This is a genomic window from Pseudomonas sp. S2_C11 (assembly GCF_054668395.1).
The window spans coordinates 4043979-4059969 of the sequence record NZ_CP162765.1 but is presented as its reverse complement, the minus strand read 5'-3'; the positions used below and the strand labels follow the sequence as shown (position 1 = coordinate 4059969).

Annotated in this window: 19 protein-coding genes; 7 read left to right on the top strand and 12 right to left on the bottom strand. The window is 60.3% G+C overall.

The features are described 5' to 3' along the window. Positions 1-129 precede the first annotated feature (129 nt). The 4 genes from AB4N48_RS18410 to AB4N48_RS18395 all read left to right on the top strand — a co-directional run bounded on the left by AB4N48_RS18410 (position 130) and on the right by AB4N48_RS18395 (position 3809). Complete coding sequence (locus AB4N48_RS18410) at positions 130-1275, top strand: serine hydrolase domain-containing protein (RefSeq protein ID WP_150636404.1); 1146 nt, start codon at positions 130-132, stop codon at positions 1273-1275. 113 nt (positions 1276-1388) lie between these two features. After that, the gene (locus AB4N48_RS18405) at positions 1389-2492 is read left to right on the top strand and encodes an OmpA family protein (protein WP_150636406.1); all 1104 of its coding nucleotides are present in this window, start codon (positions 1389-1391) and stop codon (positions 2490-2492) included. Between the two features lie 24 nt (positions 2493-2516). Further along, complete coding sequence (gene pdxH / locus AB4N48_RS18400; RefSeq protein WP_024011915.1) at positions 2517-3164, top strand: pyridoxamine 5'-phosphate oxidase; 648 nt, start codon at positions 2517-2519, stop codon at positions 3162-3164. A gap of 180 nt (positions 3165-3344) precedes the next feature. Beyond that, complete coding sequence (locus AB4N48_RS18395) at positions 3345-3809, top strand: outer membrane lipoprotein (protein ID WP_016771369.1); 465 nt, start codon at positions 3345-3347, stop codon at positions 3807-3809. A gap of 73 nt (positions 3810-3882) precedes the next feature. Here the strand turns inward: AB4N48_RS18395 and AB4N48_RS18390 are convergent, their stop codons facing one another. From AB4N48_RS18390 to nhaA, 5 genes are all read right to left on the bottom strand, one after another. Next, positions 3883-4134 carry a pyocin S6 family toxin immunity protein gene (locus AB4N48_RS18390; RefSeq protein WP_252868907.1) on the bottom strand — a complete coding sequence of 84 codons (252 nt, stop codon included), beginning with the start codon at positions 4132-4134 and terminating at the stop codon, positions 3883-3885. 22 nt (positions 4135-4156) lie between these two features. Continuing rightward, positions 4157-4402 carry a colicin E3-like toxin immunity protein gene (locus tag AB4N48_RS18385; protein WP_252868908.1) on the bottom strand — a complete coding sequence of 82 codons (246 nt, stop codon included), beginning with the start codon at positions 4400-4402 and terminating at the stop codon, positions 4157-4159. Next, positions 4403-4654 (bottom strand): colicin E3-like toxin immunity protein, encoded by a 252-nt coding sequence (locus AB4N48_RS18380; RefSeq protein WP_095180548.1) that lies wholly within the window; start codon positions 4652-4654, stop codon positions 4403-4405. A gap of 7 nt (positions 4655-4661) precedes the next feature. Continuing rightward, the gene (locus AB4N48_RS18375) at positions 4662-5876 is read right to left on the bottom strand and encodes an S-type pyocin domain-containing protein (RefSeq protein ID WP_460094142.1); all 1215 of its coding nucleotides are present in this window, start codon (positions 5874-5876) and stop codon (positions 4662-4664) included. Between the two features lie 171 nt (positions 5877-6047). Beyond that, on the bottom strand, positions 6048-7232 hold the full coding sequence (gene nhaA / locus AB4N48_RS18370) for a Na+/H+ antiporter NhaA (RefSeq protein ID WP_041478038.1): 1185 nt from the start codon (positions 7230-7232) through the stop codon (positions 6048-6050). A gap of 251 nt (positions 7233-7483) precedes the next feature. Between nhaA and AB4N48_RS18365 the strand changes: the two genes are divergently transcribed. Next, positions 7484-8578 (top strand): PLP-dependent cysteine synthase family protein, encoded by a 1095-nt coding sequence (locus tag AB4N48_RS18365; protein WP_236168019.1) that lies wholly within the window; start codon positions 7484-7486, stop codon positions 8576-8578. A gap of 136 nt (positions 8579-8714) precedes the next feature. On the opposite strand, the gene AB4N48_RS18360 is transcribed toward AB4N48_RS18365, so the two are convergent. Together AB4N48_RS18360 and AB4N48_RS18355 are read right to left on the bottom strand one after the other, a co-directional pair. Next, on the bottom strand, positions 8715-10328 hold the full coding sequence (locus AB4N48_RS18360; RefSeq protein WP_095180551.1) for an NAD(P)/FAD-dependent oxidoreductase: 1614 nt from the start codon (positions 10326-10328) through the stop codon (positions 8715-8717). A gap of 96 nt (positions 10329-10424) precedes the next feature. Continuing rightward, on the bottom strand, positions 10425-11078 hold the full coding sequence (locus tag AB4N48_RS18355) for a COG3650 family protein (RefSeq protein WP_460094141.1): 654 nt from the start codon (positions 11076-11078) through the stop codon (positions 10425-10427). A 137-nt stretch (positions 11079-11215) separates the two neighbouring features. On the opposite strand from AB4N48_RS18355, the gene AB4N48_RS18350 reads away from it, so the two are divergent. Then, on the top strand, positions 11216-11563 hold the full coding sequence (locus tag AB4N48_RS18350) for a hypothetical protein (RefSeq protein ID WP_056783383.1): 348 nt from the start codon (positions 11216-11218) through the stop codon (positions 11561-11563). Between the two features lie 4 nt (positions 11564-11567). Here the strand turns inward: AB4N48_RS18350 and AB4N48_RS18345 are convergent, their stop codons facing one another. After that, positions 11568-12167, bottom strand: a complete 600-nt coding sequence (locus AB4N48_RS18345; RefSeq protein WP_252868912.1) for a short chain dehydrogenase — start codon at positions 12165-12167, stop codon at positions 11568-11570. Positions 12168-12271: 104 nt separating this feature from the next. Between AB4N48_RS18345 and AB4N48_RS18340 the strand changes: the two genes are divergently transcribed. Further along, on the top strand, positions 12272-13186 hold the full coding sequence (locus tag AB4N48_RS18340; RefSeq protein WP_136492099.1) for a LysR family transcriptional regulator: 915 nt from the start codon (positions 12272-12274) through the stop codon (positions 13184-13186). A gap of 98 nt (positions 13187-13284) precedes the next feature. On the opposite strand, the gene AB4N48_RS18335 is transcribed toward AB4N48_RS18340, so the two are convergent. From AB4N48_RS18335 to AB4N48_RS18320, 4 genes are read right to left on the bottom strand one after another with little or no spacing between them, the layout of a single operon-like run. Then, positions 13285-13761, bottom strand: a complete 477-nt coding sequence (locus AB4N48_RS18335; RefSeq protein WP_423663507.1) for a DoxX family protein — start codon at positions 13759-13761, stop codon at positions 13285-13287. Then, a complete protein-coding gene (locus tag AB4N48_RS18330) occupies positions 13758-14516 on the bottom strand; it encodes an HvfC/BufC N-terminal domain-containing protein (RefSeq protein ID WP_460094140.1) in 759 nt (252 codons plus the stop codon). Before AB4N48_RS18330 ends, AB4N48_RS18335 begins: the two co-directional genes overlap by 4 nt. Continuing rightward, a complete protein-coding gene (bufB, locus tag AB4N48_RS18325) occupies positions 14513-15400 on the bottom strand; it encodes an MNIO family bufferin maturase (RefSeq protein ID WP_460094139.1) in 888 nt (295 codons plus the stop codon). Before bufB ends, AB4N48_RS18330 begins: the two co-directional genes overlap by 4 nt. A gap of 25 nt (positions 15401-15425) precedes the next feature. Then, positions 15426-15731, bottom strand: coding sequence for a BufA1 family periplasmic bufferin-type metallophore (locus tag AB4N48_RS18320; RefSeq protein ID WP_041478029.1), 306 nt, complete (start codon positions 15729-15731; stop codon positions 15426-15428). Between the last annotated feature and the right edge of the window lie 260 nt (positions 15732-15991).

Here is a 15991-nt window from a genome sequence, read left to right as displayed (position 1 = left end):
GCGAGCCTGCTCGCGAAGGGATCGCCACAAATTGCCGATCAACCGTCTGGCCCGCGCCTGTTCCCAAATCCCTCAAGGGCTGGAACAATGCGGGCCACTTTGTAGAGCGTTTTCGCGGGGGAGTTGCGGGTGCAGATTCAGGGACATTACGAGCTTCAATTCGAAGCGGTGCGCGAGGCTTTCGCCGCACTGTTCGACGATCCCCAGGAACGCGGCGCAGCCCTGTGCATCCAGGTCGGTGGAGAAACCGTCCTCGACCTCTGGTCCGGTACCGCCGACAAGGACGGCAGCGAAGCCTGGCACAGCGACACCATCGCCAACCTGTTCTCCTGCACCAAGACCTTCACCGCCGTTACCGCGCTGCAACTGGTGGCTGAAGGCAAGTTGCAACTCGATGCCCCGGTTGCCCGCTACTGGCCGGAATTCGCCGCCGCCGGCAAAGAATCCGTCACCCTGCGCCAATTGCTCTGCCATCAGGCCGGCTTGCCGGCGCTGCGCGAACTGCTCGCCCCTGAAGCCCTTTACGACTGGCAAACCATGGTCGACGCCCTCGCCGCCGAAGCGCCATGGTGGACGCCGGGCACCGGTCACGGTTATGCCGCGATCACCTACGGCTGGCTGGTCGGCGAATTGCTGCGCCGCGCTGACGGGCGTGGGCCGGGCGAGTCGATCGTCGCTCGGGTCGCCAAACCGTTGGGCCTGGATTTCCATGTGGGCCTGGCCGACGAAGAGTTTCATCGCGTGGCGCACATCGCCCGTGGCAAGGGCAACGCCGGCGACGCTGCGGCTCAGCGCCTGCTGCAAGTGACCATGCGCGAACCGACGGCCATGACTACCCGCGCCTTCACCAATCCGCCGTCAGTGCTGACCAGCACCAACAAGCCGGAATGGCGCCGCATGCACCAGCCTGCGGCTAACGGCCACGGCAATGCGCGCAGCCTCGCCGGGTTTTACGCCGGCCTGCTGGACGGCAGCCTGCTCGAAAGCGAGATGCTCGAAGAGCTGACCCGCGAGCACAGCCTTGGCGATGACAAGACCTTGCTCACCCGCACCCGTTTCGGCCTCGGCTGCATGCTCGATCAACCGGACGTGCCCAACGCCACCTACGGCCTCGGACCACGCGCGTTCGGTCATCCGGGAGCGGGCGGCTCGATCGGTTTTGCTGATCCGGAGCACGATGTGGCTTTCGGTTTCGTGACAAATACCCTGGGGCCTTACGTTTTGATGGATCCGCGTGCACAAAAGCTGGCGCGGGTGCTTGCCACTTGTCTGTAAGTCTTCAACTGAGGTTCCAGGGTCGGAACCTCGAAGGGATTTTCGTTTCAAAACGGCTGTTTATCCGGGCGAAAGTGCTCTGATTTTTCATTACCTCATTTTGTGGATTTTCAATGTCATCTAAAAAGACCCTCGCCCTGGCCCTGTGTGTAGCGATCACCGGTTGCGCACAGACTCCGAAAAACGATGCAGACGGCGGCAGTTGGTGGCCGTTCGGTTCTCCCGACAAAGTCGCGGCCAAAGATTCGGCCCCGGCCCCGACCCCGTTGAAACCGGCGGCAACCGCGCCAGTGGCCAAGGCCGAGAGCAGCAACCCGTGGTACTGGCCGTTCGGTTCCAGCGATGAAGCGGCCAAGGCTGATCTGAAAGCCGAGGTCAAACCTGAAGCCAAACCGGTCGAGGTGGCCAAAGCCGAGGCGCAGTCCAATGGCAAATGGTGGTGGCCGTTCGGCGGCAAGGATCAGCCAACCGCCAAAGCCGTGCCGATGCCCGATCCGAAGGTGACTCAGGCCTGGCTGGATGACTACGAACCGCGTCTGCGTGAAGCGGTGAAGGACAGCAATCTGCAACTCGAACGTCGCGACAATGTGCTGGTAGTGACGGCGCCGGTCGAAGGCTCGTTCAACCCGGATCGCCCGGCGATGCTGCTGCCGGTCACTCTTGGCCCGTTCACTCGCGTAGCGAAAATCCTTGAAGCCGACCCGAAAACCGCAGTGCTGGTGCTCGGTCACAGCGATACCAGCGGTGCTGCGCCGGCCAACGTCAAACTGAGCCAGGAGCGTGCGCAATCGGTGGCGGCGATCTTCCGCCTCAGCGGCTTGCAACGTGATCGCCTGATGCTGCGCGGTATGGGTTCCGAAGCGCCGCGTGCGGCCAACGACAGCGTTGAAGGCCGCGCCTTGAACCGTCGTGTCGAGCTGCTGGTGACTCCGCAGAACACCATGGTTGCACTGCTGAGCAAATACAACATGCCAGCACCGAAGCCTGTAACGATGGTCGCTGCGCAAGACGTCAAGCCAGTGGCCAAACCGGTTACCCCGGCGCCTGCGGCGAAAAAAGCCGCTGTGCCGGCGGCGAAAAAGGCGCCAGCCAAGAAAACCGCCGCCAAGGCTCCTGCGAAGAAGGCCCCGGCCAAGGCTCCAGCGAAAAAAACTGCACCAGCCAAAGCCGCCGCGACCGACAAGAAAGTCGCCGCAGCCGACGCCGCCAAGAAGTGATCCGCTAACGAAAAGGAATCCGCCATGACCCAGGCTCTGGCCGATATGCGTCGCGACTACACCCGTGACGGTTTGACCGAGGCGCAAGCCCCGGCCGAGCCGTTTGCGCTGTTTCACCAGTGGTTCGCCGATGCGGTGAAAACCGAGCAGGCGCCGGTGGAAGCCAATGCCATGACCCTGGCCACGGTCGATGCCGACGGTCGTCCGCATTGCCGCATTTTGTTGCTCAAGGGCCTGGACGAGCAGGGCTTCACCTTCTTCACCAACTACGACAGCGCCAAGGGCCAGCATCTGGCGGCCAACCCGTTTGCCGCCATGACCTTCTTCTGGCCCACCCTGGAGCGCCAGGTGCGCATCGAAGGGCGGGTGGTCAAGGTCACGGCGCAAGAGTCCGACGCGTATTATCAGGTGCGTCCGCTGGGTAGCCGCCTCGGCGCCTGGGCCTCGCCGCAGAGCCGGGTCATCAACGGTCGTGGCGAACTGGAGGATTTGCTCAAGGCCACCGAGCAACGCTTCAGCGACAGCCAGCCGCACTGCCCGGAACATTGGGGCGGTTACCGCTTGTTGCCTGAGCGCATCGAGTTCTGGCAGGGCCGTCCGAGCCGCCTGCACGATCGCCTCAACTACCGCCTCCAGGGCGCCGAGTGGATTCTGGAACGACTGGCACCCTGAGCAGTCTACCGAGCGAGATAAACGCGGATGGCGCAGGATCGCTGATTTGACGCTACCTTGAGTGGACGCTTGCGGGCATCTGTACCAGGCCTGAATGGAAGCCAATTTTATCCGGATGGTGTCGTGACAGGCGCCAGGCCACGGGGTTTAATGAACACATGTTTTTTTGGAGTTGATGCTATGCGTAAGTCTGTTCTGCTGGTTGCTTCCTTTTCGACGATGGCGATGTTGCTGACCGGCTGCCAATCGAGCCTCACTGGCGACTCCTACTCCCGTGACGAAGCGCGTCGTGTGCAGACGATTCGCATGGGCACCATCGAATCCCTGCGACCGGTAAAAATCGAAGGCACCAAGACCCCGATCGGCGGCGCAGCAGGCGCAGTGGTCGGCGGCGTCGGCGGCAGCGCTATCGGCGGCGGCAAGGGCAGCATTGTGGCTGCGGTCATCGGCGCAGTGGCCGGCGGCCTGCTTGGCTCGGCCACCGAAGAAGGCCTGACCCGCACCCAGGGCGTGGAAATCACCGTCCGCGAAGACGACGGCAGCATGCGCGCCTATGTGCAGCAGGTTCAGGAGAATGAAGTATTCCGCGTTGGCGAGCGGGTACGGATTTCCACCGTTGGCGGAACCAGCCGCGTTTCGCACTAAGCGGGAAGCCGGGTAAAAGAAAACCCCGATCAGGTGACTGGTCGGGGTTTTTCTTTGTTTGTGAATTGCTCATTCAGTATGTTGCGCAGGTGCCCATGAAGTATTCGAGGCCCTTTGGAAAACTGACGTTGAGCAGGTTTTCCAATGCGGTTACCTGATCCTGAGTCAACAACAGCTCGCCGGGTTCCACCTCATCCAAGGGCTTTGATTCAATGAGCTGAGCCACTTTTTCATTCATCTCGCTGCCTGTGATATCCAGCTCGAATTGCACGGAGTCGTCTTGGGCTTCGTCAGGGAAAAAACCGGTAATTAAAAGAAAGTGCATGGAGCTAATACTTCCGGGGCTGTTAGCCGTAGTCAAACGAAATTTGATAGTCGTGAACTCTCAAATCGATTTGATGTTGAAAATACGGCTGAATGGTGGCGAGCCAATTTTGAGCGACGTTGAAACTGCCATTGTTGATGTTGTCCGCGGCGGGAATCCCCAAGGCGTTTAACACTGACTCGTCACCACCCAGGTCTTTTGACGACTCTTCCCCCTGAAACTCCAAGGTTGCTGTGTCGTTCCATTCCAATCTCAGTTCCAGTCCCATCTACCATTGATCCCGGTAAACGAACGATACCTGATAGTCGTAAGAAGAAAATTGAATGGAATGCTGGAAGTGGGGCTGGAGAGTCTTGATCCAATCGGCTTTTACATCAAATCCGCCGTTATTGAAGCTTTTCGACGGTAGGCCTAATGCTTCCATTAATGAGCCGTCCTCGCCAAAGTCTTTCGACAGTTCCTCCCCCTCACCCAGTTCGGTTTGTTGGTCGTACCATTCGAGTCTGGCTTTGAGTCCCATGTAATCCTCAAAAATATTTTTTAATACTACGGTTTTTTTTGGGTGGATCTATCTGTTCACCAGTTCTGTGGTCGTAAGAGCCTAAATGGCTGCCATCACTTGCGCGGTAGCCTTCAAGCTCGCCGTGTAAATAGTCCCATTCATAAATTATTCGGCCTTTTGCATTGATCCAGCGATCCCGGAGCCCACCGTTGAACGGCGTTTTCTTTTTTGCTCTTCTTAAATCGGGAAAGGCTGTGATATCCGACGTTTCGGGAGCGGGGTGATAGGTATGTCCCGCTTCAGCGGTGCCTTTCGCAGAGCTGACAACGATGTAAATCGGTTTTACACCCGAGTCTGTGGGAAACACCAGAATGAAATCTTTGTACTCCGGCGGATAAAGCGGATTCACCAGTATCCCGTCCGCCGCCTTCGTCGGTGGATACACCCAGATATGCGGTGCCTGCGGTGCGGCCTCCAGTGCTGGAATGCCGAGAATGTCCGAGCCATCCACCGCCGGGGTCCAGAGCAGTTCGACGCCTTCACCCAGATCGGCAACGAACCGGTCGCCACGCGCAATGAACTGCACGACATCGACCATTTCCCAATCGCGGTTCTTACCGGTGTAGAAACCGTAACCCTTGAGGCTGCCATCGGCCTGTTGCTCGACGCGCAGGCGCACGCGGGTTCGGGCTTGTTTGAGTGTGCTCAGTTGCTCATCGGTGTAGAGCGCGCTGTCGCCCAGGCTGGATGGCATCAAAAGCGCAATCAGCCCCACCAAAGTCGCAGCCGCCGCAGGGGAGGCGAGCGCCGGTAGCACTTCAAAAGCCGAGCCTGCCAAGGCCAGACTGCCGAACCCGACCGGGATGGTGTTGGCGCTGATTTTCTTGAGAGGAATGCCGCCGCTTGCGTCGGCTTCGCGAGCGCCGAGCAGGATCAGCTCGCCGTAATCCTTCAGGCTGTCGGTCGGCACCATGCCGGAAGGATTGCTGTAATCGATAATCGCATCCGGCAACTTGCAGGACTTGGCGAATACACAGCCGGCACGCACGGCTTCAGGTTTTTTCGCAGCCACTTCACGGCTGTGCTCGAAAGCCTCCTGCCGCGCCAGCATCGCGTCGTAAGCGTTTTGCCCGGCTTCGCGCTCGGCCAGTTCTGCGGCCGTCATATACCGCCAGGTAACGTGATGCCCGTCGCCCTGCGGTGGGTTTTGCACCCGGGGAATGTCCTTGTTCCGCGCCACTGATCATCCCTTCGTTCATCATCGACAGCCCCTCGGAAAGGGGCTGCAGGACGTTATCGAAGCGGAGAAAGTGTGGCTGTAGGACGGGTCGCTAATGACGTGGGGATTGTTCGCTGCGTAACTGTCAGGCGAGGAATCTGTGGCGAGGGCCAAGCTCCCTCGCCACAGGGGTCATTGCAGTTGTGAATTCTTGCGACTCGCCGCCGCCGTCACCGCATAACCAATCACCGCCGCGAGAATCGAGCCGGTGAGGATGCCCATGCGATCCATGCCGGCGTAATCACTCACGCCCGGTTCGAAGGCCAGCGAGCCGACGAACAGGCTCATGGTGAAGCCGATGCCGCAGAGGATTGCCACGCCGAGGACCTGACCCCAGTTGGCGCCTTGGGGCAGGGCGGCGATGCCAATCTTGACCGCCAGCCAGGTCAGGCCGAACACGCCGATGGTCTTGCCCAGCAGCAGGCCGATGGCGATGCCCATCGGTACGTCGTGGGTGAAGCTTTCGACGGTGACGCCGCTCAGTGACAGGCCGGCGTTGGCGAAGGCGAACAGCGGCAGGATGCCGTAGGCGACCCAAGGGTGCAGCGCGTGTTCGAGGGTCAGCAGCGGCGACGACTCGGCGTTTTTCGTGCGCAGGGGAATGCAGAAAGCCAGGGTCACGCCGGCCAGTGTCGCGTGGACACCGCTCTTGAGCACGCAGACCCAGAGGATCAGGCCGATGATCATGTACGGCCCGAGCTTGACCACGCCGAGCCGGTTCATCGCCACCAGCGCGGCAATGCACGCAGCCGCCAGGCCAAGGGACAGGGTCGAGAGTTCGCCGGAATAGAAGATTGCGATGATGACGATGGCGCCCAGGTCATCGATGATCGCCAGGGTCATCAGGAACAGTTTCAGCGACACCGGAACGCGTTTGCCGAGCAGGGCCAATACGCCGAGGGCGAAGGCGATGTCGGTGGCGGTCGGAATGGCCCAGCCGCTCAGGGCGGCGGGGTTGTCGCGGTTGAGGAACCAGTAGATCAGCGCCGGCACCAGCATGCCGCCGATCGCCGCTGCGCCGGGCAGGACGATCTGCGAAGGCTTGGACAATTGGCCGTCGAGCACTTCGCGTTTGACTTCCAGACCGATCAGCAGGAAGAACATCGCCATCAGGCCGTCATTGATCCACAGCAGCAGAGGTTTGGCGATTTTCAACGCGCCGATCTGCGCCACCACCGGGGTGTCGAGCAGGCCGGTGTACAGCCACGACAGCGGTGAGTTGTTGATGATCAGCGCGAGAACGGCTGCGGCGATCAATAGCAGACCGCTGGCGGCTTCCAACTGAAAGAAACGCGTGAAAGTGCTACGCAGAGGCAAGGTCGCTCTCCATCGAATCAAGAAAAAGGTGAAACACCCTAACCCGTACCGTTAGTTGTTAAAACAAAAGTTATATTCTTTTTTGTTATATGTCGTTACAGGCTGTCTGGCTCGGGCAGCACTGAGCCTAGCAGTTGCCCGACACATTGAGACTCAGCTGTATCTTTGCCGTCTGCGGTATTTTTCCTAAGCTTGCGCCAGACCTTTTTCAGGAGACCGATCTCCTGGCTGATTCAATGAGAACCGAGACCATGAGCGACAACCGACAGTGGGCACGCGAAGCCATCCGCATCATCGAGGCGGACTTCCAGCGCAGCGCCGACACCCACCTGATCCCTTTGCCGCTGCCCGGTTTTGCCGGCATCGAGTTGTATTTCAAGGACGAATCCAGCCACCCGACCGGCAGCCTCAAGCATCGCCTGGCCCGTTCGCTGTTCCTTTACGCGCTGTGCAACGGCTGGCTGAAACCCGGCGCGCCGGTGATCGAAGCGTCCAGTGGGTCGACGGCGATTTCCGAAGCGTATTTCGCGCGCATGCTCGGTTTGCCGTTTATCGCAGTAATGCCGGCGACGACTTCGAAAGAGAAGATTGCCCAGATTGCTTTTTACGGCGGGCAGAGCCATCTGGTGCAGGATCCGACGCAGATCTACGCCGAATCCGAGCGCCTGGCCCGCGAGCATGGCGGTCACTTCATCGATCAGTTCACCTACGCCGAACGTGCCACCGACTGGCGAGCGAACAACAACATCGCCGAGTCGATCTTCCAGCAGATGCGCTACGAAAAGCACCCTGAGCCGACGTGGCTGATTTCCAGCCCCGGCACTGGCGGGACTACAGCGACCCTTGGTCGATACGTGCGTTATCGCCAGCACTGCACCCGCGTGTTGTGTGCCGATGCCGAGCGTTCGGTGTTCTTCGATTTCTATCAGAGCGGTGATGCCAGCCTGCGTCTGGACTGCGGCTCGCGCATCGAGGGCATTGGTCGACCTAGGGTGGAAGCGTCGTTCCTGCCCAAGGTGATCGATGCGATGGTCAAGGTGCCGGACGCCCTGTCGCTGGCGGCCATGCATTATCTGGCGCAGCGTTTGGGGCGGCATGTCGGCGGGTCGAGCGGGACCAATCTGATCGGTGCGCTGATGGCGGCGCAGCAGATGAAAGCGGCGGGGCAGTCGGGGTCGATCGTGGCGATCCTGTGCGATGGCGGAGAGCGTTATGCCGACACGTATTACGATCAGCAATGGCTGAAGGCGCAGGGCTATGAACTGGGTGATTTGATTGCAGCGGTGGCGGCGAGTGCCGAGCGCGGGGAGGCGCTGCCGACCTCGGTGCTGCGCGCCAACATCTGAAGAAACGCAAAAACCAATGTGGGAGCGAGCCTGCTCGCGAAGGCGGAATCACATTCAACAACTTCGTTGAGTGACAGACCGCTTTCGCGAGCAGGCTCGCTCCCACAGGGTTTTGTGTTGGGTCAGTTGATGCTGATCAGGCTTCCAGTCCGAGGATATCGCGAGCCACTGCCTCGGCAATGCGAATCCCGTCAACACCCGCCGAGAGAATCCCGCCGGCATAGCCCGCGCCTTCACCGGCCGGGAACAGGCCTTTGACGTTCATGCTCTGCAGCGACTCGTTGCGGGTGATGCGCAGCGGCGATGAAGTGCGCGTCTCGATTCCGGTCAGCACGGCGTCGTGCAGAGAATAACCGCGAATCTGCTTCTCGAACGCTGGCAAGGCTTCACGGATCGCCTCAATGGCAAAGTCCGGCAGCGCCAGCGCCAGATCGCCCAAGGCCACGCCCGGCTTGTACGACGGCTCGACTTCGCCCAGCTCGGTCGATGGAATGTCGTTGATAAAGTCGCCAACCAGTTGCGCCGGAGCCTTGTAGTCGCTGCCGCCCAGAATGAACGCGTGGGATTCCAGGCGCTCCTGCAACTCGATACCGGCGAGCGGGCCGCCCGGATAATCGACTTCCGGGGTAATGCCGACGACGATGCCGGAGTTGGCATTGCGCTCGTTACGGGAGTACTGGCTCATGCCGTTGGTGACCACGCGATTGGGCTCGGACGTCGCCGCGACCACGGTGCCGCCCGGGCACATGCAGAAGCTGTAGACCGAACGCCCGTTCTTGGCGTGGTGCACCAGCTTGTAATCGGCAGCACCAAGTTTCGGGTGGCCGGCGTACTTGCCCAGGCGCGCGCGGTCGATTAGCGATTGCGGGTGCTCGATGCGGAAACCCACCGAGAACGGCTTGGCTTCCATGAACACGCCACGGCTGTGGAGCATGCGGAAGGTGTCGCGGGCGCTGTGGCCGAGGGCCAGAACCACGTGTTTGGAATGCAGGGTTTCGCCGCTGGCCAGTTGCACGCCGACAAGTTGGCCGTCTTCGATCAGCACGTCGCTGACGCGCTCCTGGAAGCGCACCTCACCGCCCAGTTCGCGGATCTGCTCGCGCATGTTTTCGACCATACCGGTCAGGCGGAACGTACCGATGTGCGGCTTGCTGACGTAGAGGATTTCTTCCGGCGCGCCGGCCTTGACGAACTCGTGCAGGACTTTGCGGCCGAGGAATTTCGGGTCCTTGATCTGGCTGTACAGCTTGCCGTCGGAGAACGTGCCCGCGCCGCCTTCGCCAAACTGTACGTTGGACTCGGGATTGAGCACGCTTTTACGCCACAGACCCCAAGTGTCCTTGGTGCGCTGACGGACTTCGGTGCCGCGTTCGAGAATGATCGGTTTGAAGCCCATCTGTGCCAGCAGCAGACCGGCGAAGATGCCGCACGGGCCGAAACCGACGACGATCGGCCGCTGGCCGGGATCGTTCGGTGCCTGGCCGACGAATTTGTAGCTGACATCCGGCGCCACGTTGACGTTACGGTCGTCGGCGAACTTGCCCAACACTCTGGCCTCGTCGCGTACGTTGAGGTCGATGGTGTAGATGAAGCACAGTTCGGAGGACTTTTTGCGCGCGTCATAGCTGCGCTTGAACAAGGTGAAATCGAGCAGATCATCGCTGGCGATGCCCAGACGCTGCACGATTGCGGCGCGCAGGTCTTCTTCGGGATGGTCGATTGGCAGCTTGAGTTCAGTGATTCGTAACATGGCGGGGATCCGGATTCGCGGGGCGCACAACTGCGCCAGGGCGTTTGAAGGCGGCGATTATAAGCCGCCGCGAGCGGATCCGTGGGGGAAAAACGATCAGTCGTTACGCGCGCCGCCGAAATAGCCGCAGCCGCGCTGGACCTGACCGTCGATGCGCAACTCGGCGCTCATGTGCTGCACGCTGCCGGTGCTGCTGTCGACGCAGCGCTGTGGCGCCACCCACAATTCGATGCGCTGGTTGTTGGCTTCGCTGCTGAGATTGAAGCGGCCGTCGCCCAGTTGCTCTTCCACATACGGCACCGCCAGTGGAGCCTGGCCCTCACGCTCGATGACCATGCCTTTGCCGCTGACCTTGACGTTCCACTCCGGGCCATGGCCGGCAGCGCGCAGGATCAGCAGTTTGAAATTTGGGTCGTCGCAGGCCGTGCCCGAGCGCTCGACGCGATACAACTGGCCGAGGTCGAGACGGTCGCCGGAGACCTTGCCGCGCACATCGGCAAACAGCTTGCCCTGCTCGTCGGCCAAGGTGGCGGCCTCTTGCAGGACGCTGGTGCCGCCGATGTCGTTGACCACCAGTTGCCGCTGATCCTGGCACGGCTGGAACACCAGTTTGCCGTCGGCGGCGGTCAGTTGCCCCTGCATTCGCGTTTGCCCGGCATGGGACACACTTTCACGCTGGCCGTCGAACAACTGGCAGGCGGCAAACATCGGCAGCAGGGTAACGAGGACGATCGAACGGGCAACACGCATCTTTGGCTCTCCAGACAAGTGCTGCCACGTTACTGAGGCTGAGTGCCTATCACAAGGTCTGGTCTGCCACTATTGAGTCGGGCGTGGGAGCATCGCATAGTCTCTTGCACGTTTTTTGATAGATCAGGGAGTGTTAAATGAGATGGAAAATTGCGCTGTTGCTGTTGGCATCTGCAAGCGCTGTCAGCGTCCAGGCAGCCGATCTGGCTTTCTCTTCAGGGGTTGATTTTACAAAGATGGTAATGCTGCTCAAGGATGATCAGGGGCCGAATCCGGATCTTGTCGAACTATCCCTGGTGTTGACACCCGTAGCCACTGAGAGGGCTAAGGCAATCAGTCATGAGGCGATGGGCCAGCCATTGAGTCTTTCGATCAACGGCCAGCACATTTCCACGGCGACAGTGCGATCCGAGCTGGGCGGGGAGTTCAGGATCTCTATGTCGCGGTCTGTCGCCAAACGGCTTTTACCTACCCTGATCGATTAATCATTCAGGCCACGTGAAACGTCTGACCGGTTTGCAGGCCTTCGACACTTTTCGCGTAGGCCAATGCCACTTCCGCTGCAGGAACCGGCTTGAAGCCACGGAAGTAGGGCGCGTATTTGCCCAAGGCTTCGGTGAGTACGGTCGGGCTCACCGAGTTCACCCGCAGGCCACGCGGCAGTTCGATGGCGGCGGCGCGGACGAAGCTGTCGATGGCGCCGTTGACCAGCGCTGCCGAGGCGCCGCTGCGAATCGGATCGTGGCTGAGCACGCCGGTGGTAAACGTGAACGAAGCGCCATCGTTGGCGTACTCGCGGCCGATCAGCAGCAGATTGACCTGACCCATCAGTTTGTCTTTCAGGCCGAGGGCGAAGCTGTCTTCGGTCATGTCGTCCAGCGCTGCAAAAGTCACGTTGCCCGCCGCGCAGATCAGCGCATCGAACTTGCCGGTCTGTTCGAACAGCTTGCGGATTGAGGCGCTGTCGCTGATATCCACTTGCAAGTCACCGCTGTTACGACCGATACGAATGACCTCGTGGCGTTGCGACAATTCTTTGTCCACCGCTGAGCCGATGGTGCCGCCTGCGCCTATCAACAGAATTTTCATCGAGCTGTACCCCATGTGTGTGAATGAGGTTTCAGTCTAGGGTGGTTTTTTCAGCGGATAAGCGCACTAATAGGCAACCTTTGGTTTTCAATTGGAAACAATCCATGAGCGAAATGGATGATCTCGCCGCGTTCGCTGTGCTGATCGAGGCCGGCAGTTTCACCCTTGCGGCGCAGCAGTTGGGCTGCAGCAAAGGCCAGTTGTCCAAGCGCATCAGCCAGCTCGAAGCGCAGTTCAGTGTGGTATTGCTGCAACGCACCACCCGGCGCTTGAGTCTGACGGCGGCGGGGGCGGCGCTGCTGCCGCAGGCCCAGGCGCTGGTGGTCCAGGTCGAACGCGCACGGCAGGCTTTGGCGCGGTTGAAGGACGACATGGCCGGCCCCGTGCGCATGACGGTTCCGGTGTCGCTCGGCGAGACCTTCTTCGACGGCTTGCTGCTGGAGTTTTCCGGGCAATACCCGGAGGTGCAGATCGAGCTGGAGCTGAACAACAGTTATCGCGATCTGTCGCGCGATGGCTTTGATCTGGCGATTCGCGCCGAAGTGGCCAATGACGATCGGCTGGTGGCCAAGCCGTTGTTGGCGTGGCACGAAATGACCTGCGCCAGCCCGGCCTACCTCGAGCGCTTCGGCGAGCCGGCGACGCCCCATGCCTTGGCCGAGCATCGTTGTCTGCTCAACAGCCATTACAGCGGTCGCGAAGAATGGCTGTATCACCAGCAGCACGAGTTGTTGCGGGTGCGGGTATCCGGTCCATTTGCCAGTAATCATTACAGCCTGTTGAAGAAAGCAGCGCTGTCCGGCGCCGGCATCGCCCGTTTGCCTTCGTATCTGCTGCAAGCGGAACTGGCGGACGGCCGCTTGCGCTGGTTGCTGCGCGATTACCAGACCCGACGGATGCCGATGTATCTGGTGCACCCGTATCAGGGTGGTTTGCCCAAGCGCACGCAGGTGTTGGCGGATTATTTGATGGGCTGGTTCAAGCGCAGTGGCGAGGCGCTGGATCGACTCCAGCGCTGACACCGAACCTGTGTAGGAGCTGCCGAAGGCTGCGATCTTTGGATTTTTAGAAGCAAGATCAAAAGATCGCAGCCTTCGGCAGCTCCTACAGTTTCAGGTCAGCCTTGGCATCGGCGGGCAATCAGCTGATCGATCGACAATTTGCCGGGCCCGGTCGCCATCAGGTACAGCAACACCGCCGCCCAGGTGCCGTGGGTCGGGTAGGCATCCGGGTAGACGAACAGTTGGATAGTCAACGTCATGCCGAGCAATGCCAGCGCCGAAAATCGTGTGGCGAAGCCGAGCAGGATCAGTAGCGGAAACACATGCTCGGCAAACGCCGCCAGATGCGCGGCAATTTCCGGCGACAGCAGCGGCAGGTTGTACTCGCTCTGAAACAGCGGAATCGTCGAATCGGCCAAACGTGGCCAGCCCAGTTCAAAAGTGCCGTCAATCAAATCGACGGCCAGTCCTTCGACCTTGGTTTGCCCGGATTTCCAGAACACCGCAGCGATGGAAAAACGCGCGATGAGGGCAATCAGGCTGTGCGGGATTTTTTCCAACAGCGCAATGACGCGCAAGACCAAAGCGTTCATGGCAACTCCTTGTAATTCAGTTGGGTGATCGCGTTATGCGCAATCAGTAAAGCGAGGGTTTGCGCGAGATCGAACGGCGGGCTGTTTTCTGCCGCCGCGAGCAGTGGCGAGCCCTGGAGCAGATGACCAATGAACACGCTCGCACCCGCCTCAAGAGCGAACACCTCAACGTCGAGACCGTTGCGCAGCACCAGGGCATGCTGGCCTTGATGGAGGCCAATGCCCGCCAGACTTGGCTCCTGCTGATGCGCGGCCCAGATCGCCACCACCGCGAACGCAGAGTCGAGCAGGTGCAGCGAGGGATGGAGTTCGAAACACAGTTCACTCAGCGACTGCGGATCGGCCAGCGCGGCACTGACTTGTTCAGGCCGGATCGGCTGCGCATCGGCGGCGTGGTAAGCAACAGTGCGCAAATGCTCGAGTCGCGCGACATCAGCGACATAAGGCACGCCGGCGATGGGTTCAAACTCTGCGATGAAGTCGGCGAAATTCTCGCCATAGCGGCTCATCAACGGACTGTGTGGCGGCTGACTCTGGACGAAAATCGCCGCCATCGCGCGAAAGAATTCCTCGCCGACCAATTGCTGCACCACCGGATAGCTGTCGGCCAGGGCATTGATCAGCGAACTCTGCACGTTGTTGCGATAGACCGCAAAACGCCGCGACGGATCAGCGCCATTGCGGCTGCATAGGCCCTTGGGATACGGCAGTTGCGCATTGAGCAGGGCGGCGGCGAAGTGCGCTTGCGTGCTCATGCCGCACGCTCCGCGCGACGCAACAGCGTCTCGGCTTGCTGCGCTTCGGCGAGTAAAACGGCGAAGGCCGGCACCTGATTATCGCGTTCGATCAACGTCGCCACCGGGCCGATACGTTGCAGCACTTGCCGGTACAGATCCCAGACGGCCTGATCAACCGGCGCGCCGTGATCGTCAATCAGCAAGCGGTCGCCGAGGTTGTCGCAATCTTCAGCGAAGCCGGCCAGATGAATCTCGCCGACTGCGTGCAGCGGTAACGCATCAAGGTAGGCCAAAGGATCGCGCTGATGATTGATGCACGACACGTAGACATTATTGACGTCGAGCAACAAGCCGCAGCCGCTGCGGCGGATTACTTCGGCGATGAACTCGGCCTCGTCGATCGTCGAATGCTCAAACGCCAGATACGTCGCCGGGTTTTCCAGCAGCATCGGTCGTTTCAGAGTGTTCTGCACCTGGTCGATGTGCGCACAGACGCGGTTCAGCGTCGGCGTGTCGTAAGCCAGTGGCAGCAGGTCATTGAGGAACACCGGGCCGTGGCTCGACCATGCCAGGTGTTCGGAAAAGGCTTGCGGTTGATAGCGCTCGATCAGCTCGGCGAGGCGTTTGAGGTGCTGGCCGTCCAGCGGGCCTTCGCCACCGATCGACAGCCCCACGCCATGCAGTGACAGCGGGTACTGTTCGCGAATCAGACCGAGAAAATGATGAAACGGGCCGCCGGCCACCATGTAGTTTTCGGCGTGGACCTCGAAGAAACCGAGGTCCGGTACGGAGCCGAGCACATCAAGGAAGTGCCCGGTCTTGAGCCCCAGCCCGGCGCGGGCAGGGAGCTCGGTGCGAGCTGCCTGAGTGCGCGGCAGGGACGGTTCGTGATGACTGAACATGGGCGTCACTCAGGCAGGCCGTGGATCAGGACTTGGCTTTGAAGGCTTCGAGCTGACCGAAACCGGTCGGCGAGGTTTTGCTCTCGGTGGTGGCGCAGGTGCCCTTCGGAACGAGCTTCCAGGCGTTGGCCTGATAGTCCATTTTCGCCGTGCCGGCGCAGGTGGTGCCGGCACCTGCGGCGCAATCGTTCTTGCCTTTGAGGGCTACGCCGAAGCATTTTTCCATGTTGGCATCAGCGGCCTGAGCGGTGGAGACAGTGGCGATGCTCAGAGCGGAACCGAGAGCCAGAACCAGAGCGGTGGCGGACAGGGTACGGGTAGTCGCAGTCATGATGTTTCTCCAGGTTTATCAGGGTTTCTGCAAGTGCTGTTGCGCTTGCTTGTCCCTCTAGAGAACGGGTGGCGGGATGCGTTACAGGTGGGGCGAGAAATTTATAAAAAATTTCGGATTCAGCAGTATCCCTGTGGGAGCGAGCCTGCTCGCGAAGGCGGTGTGACATTCAACATTATTGGTGCGTGATACATCGCTTTCGCGAGCAGGCTCGCTCCCACAGAGGATCGGTGTTTTTCGTTTGGGCATAAAAAACGGCC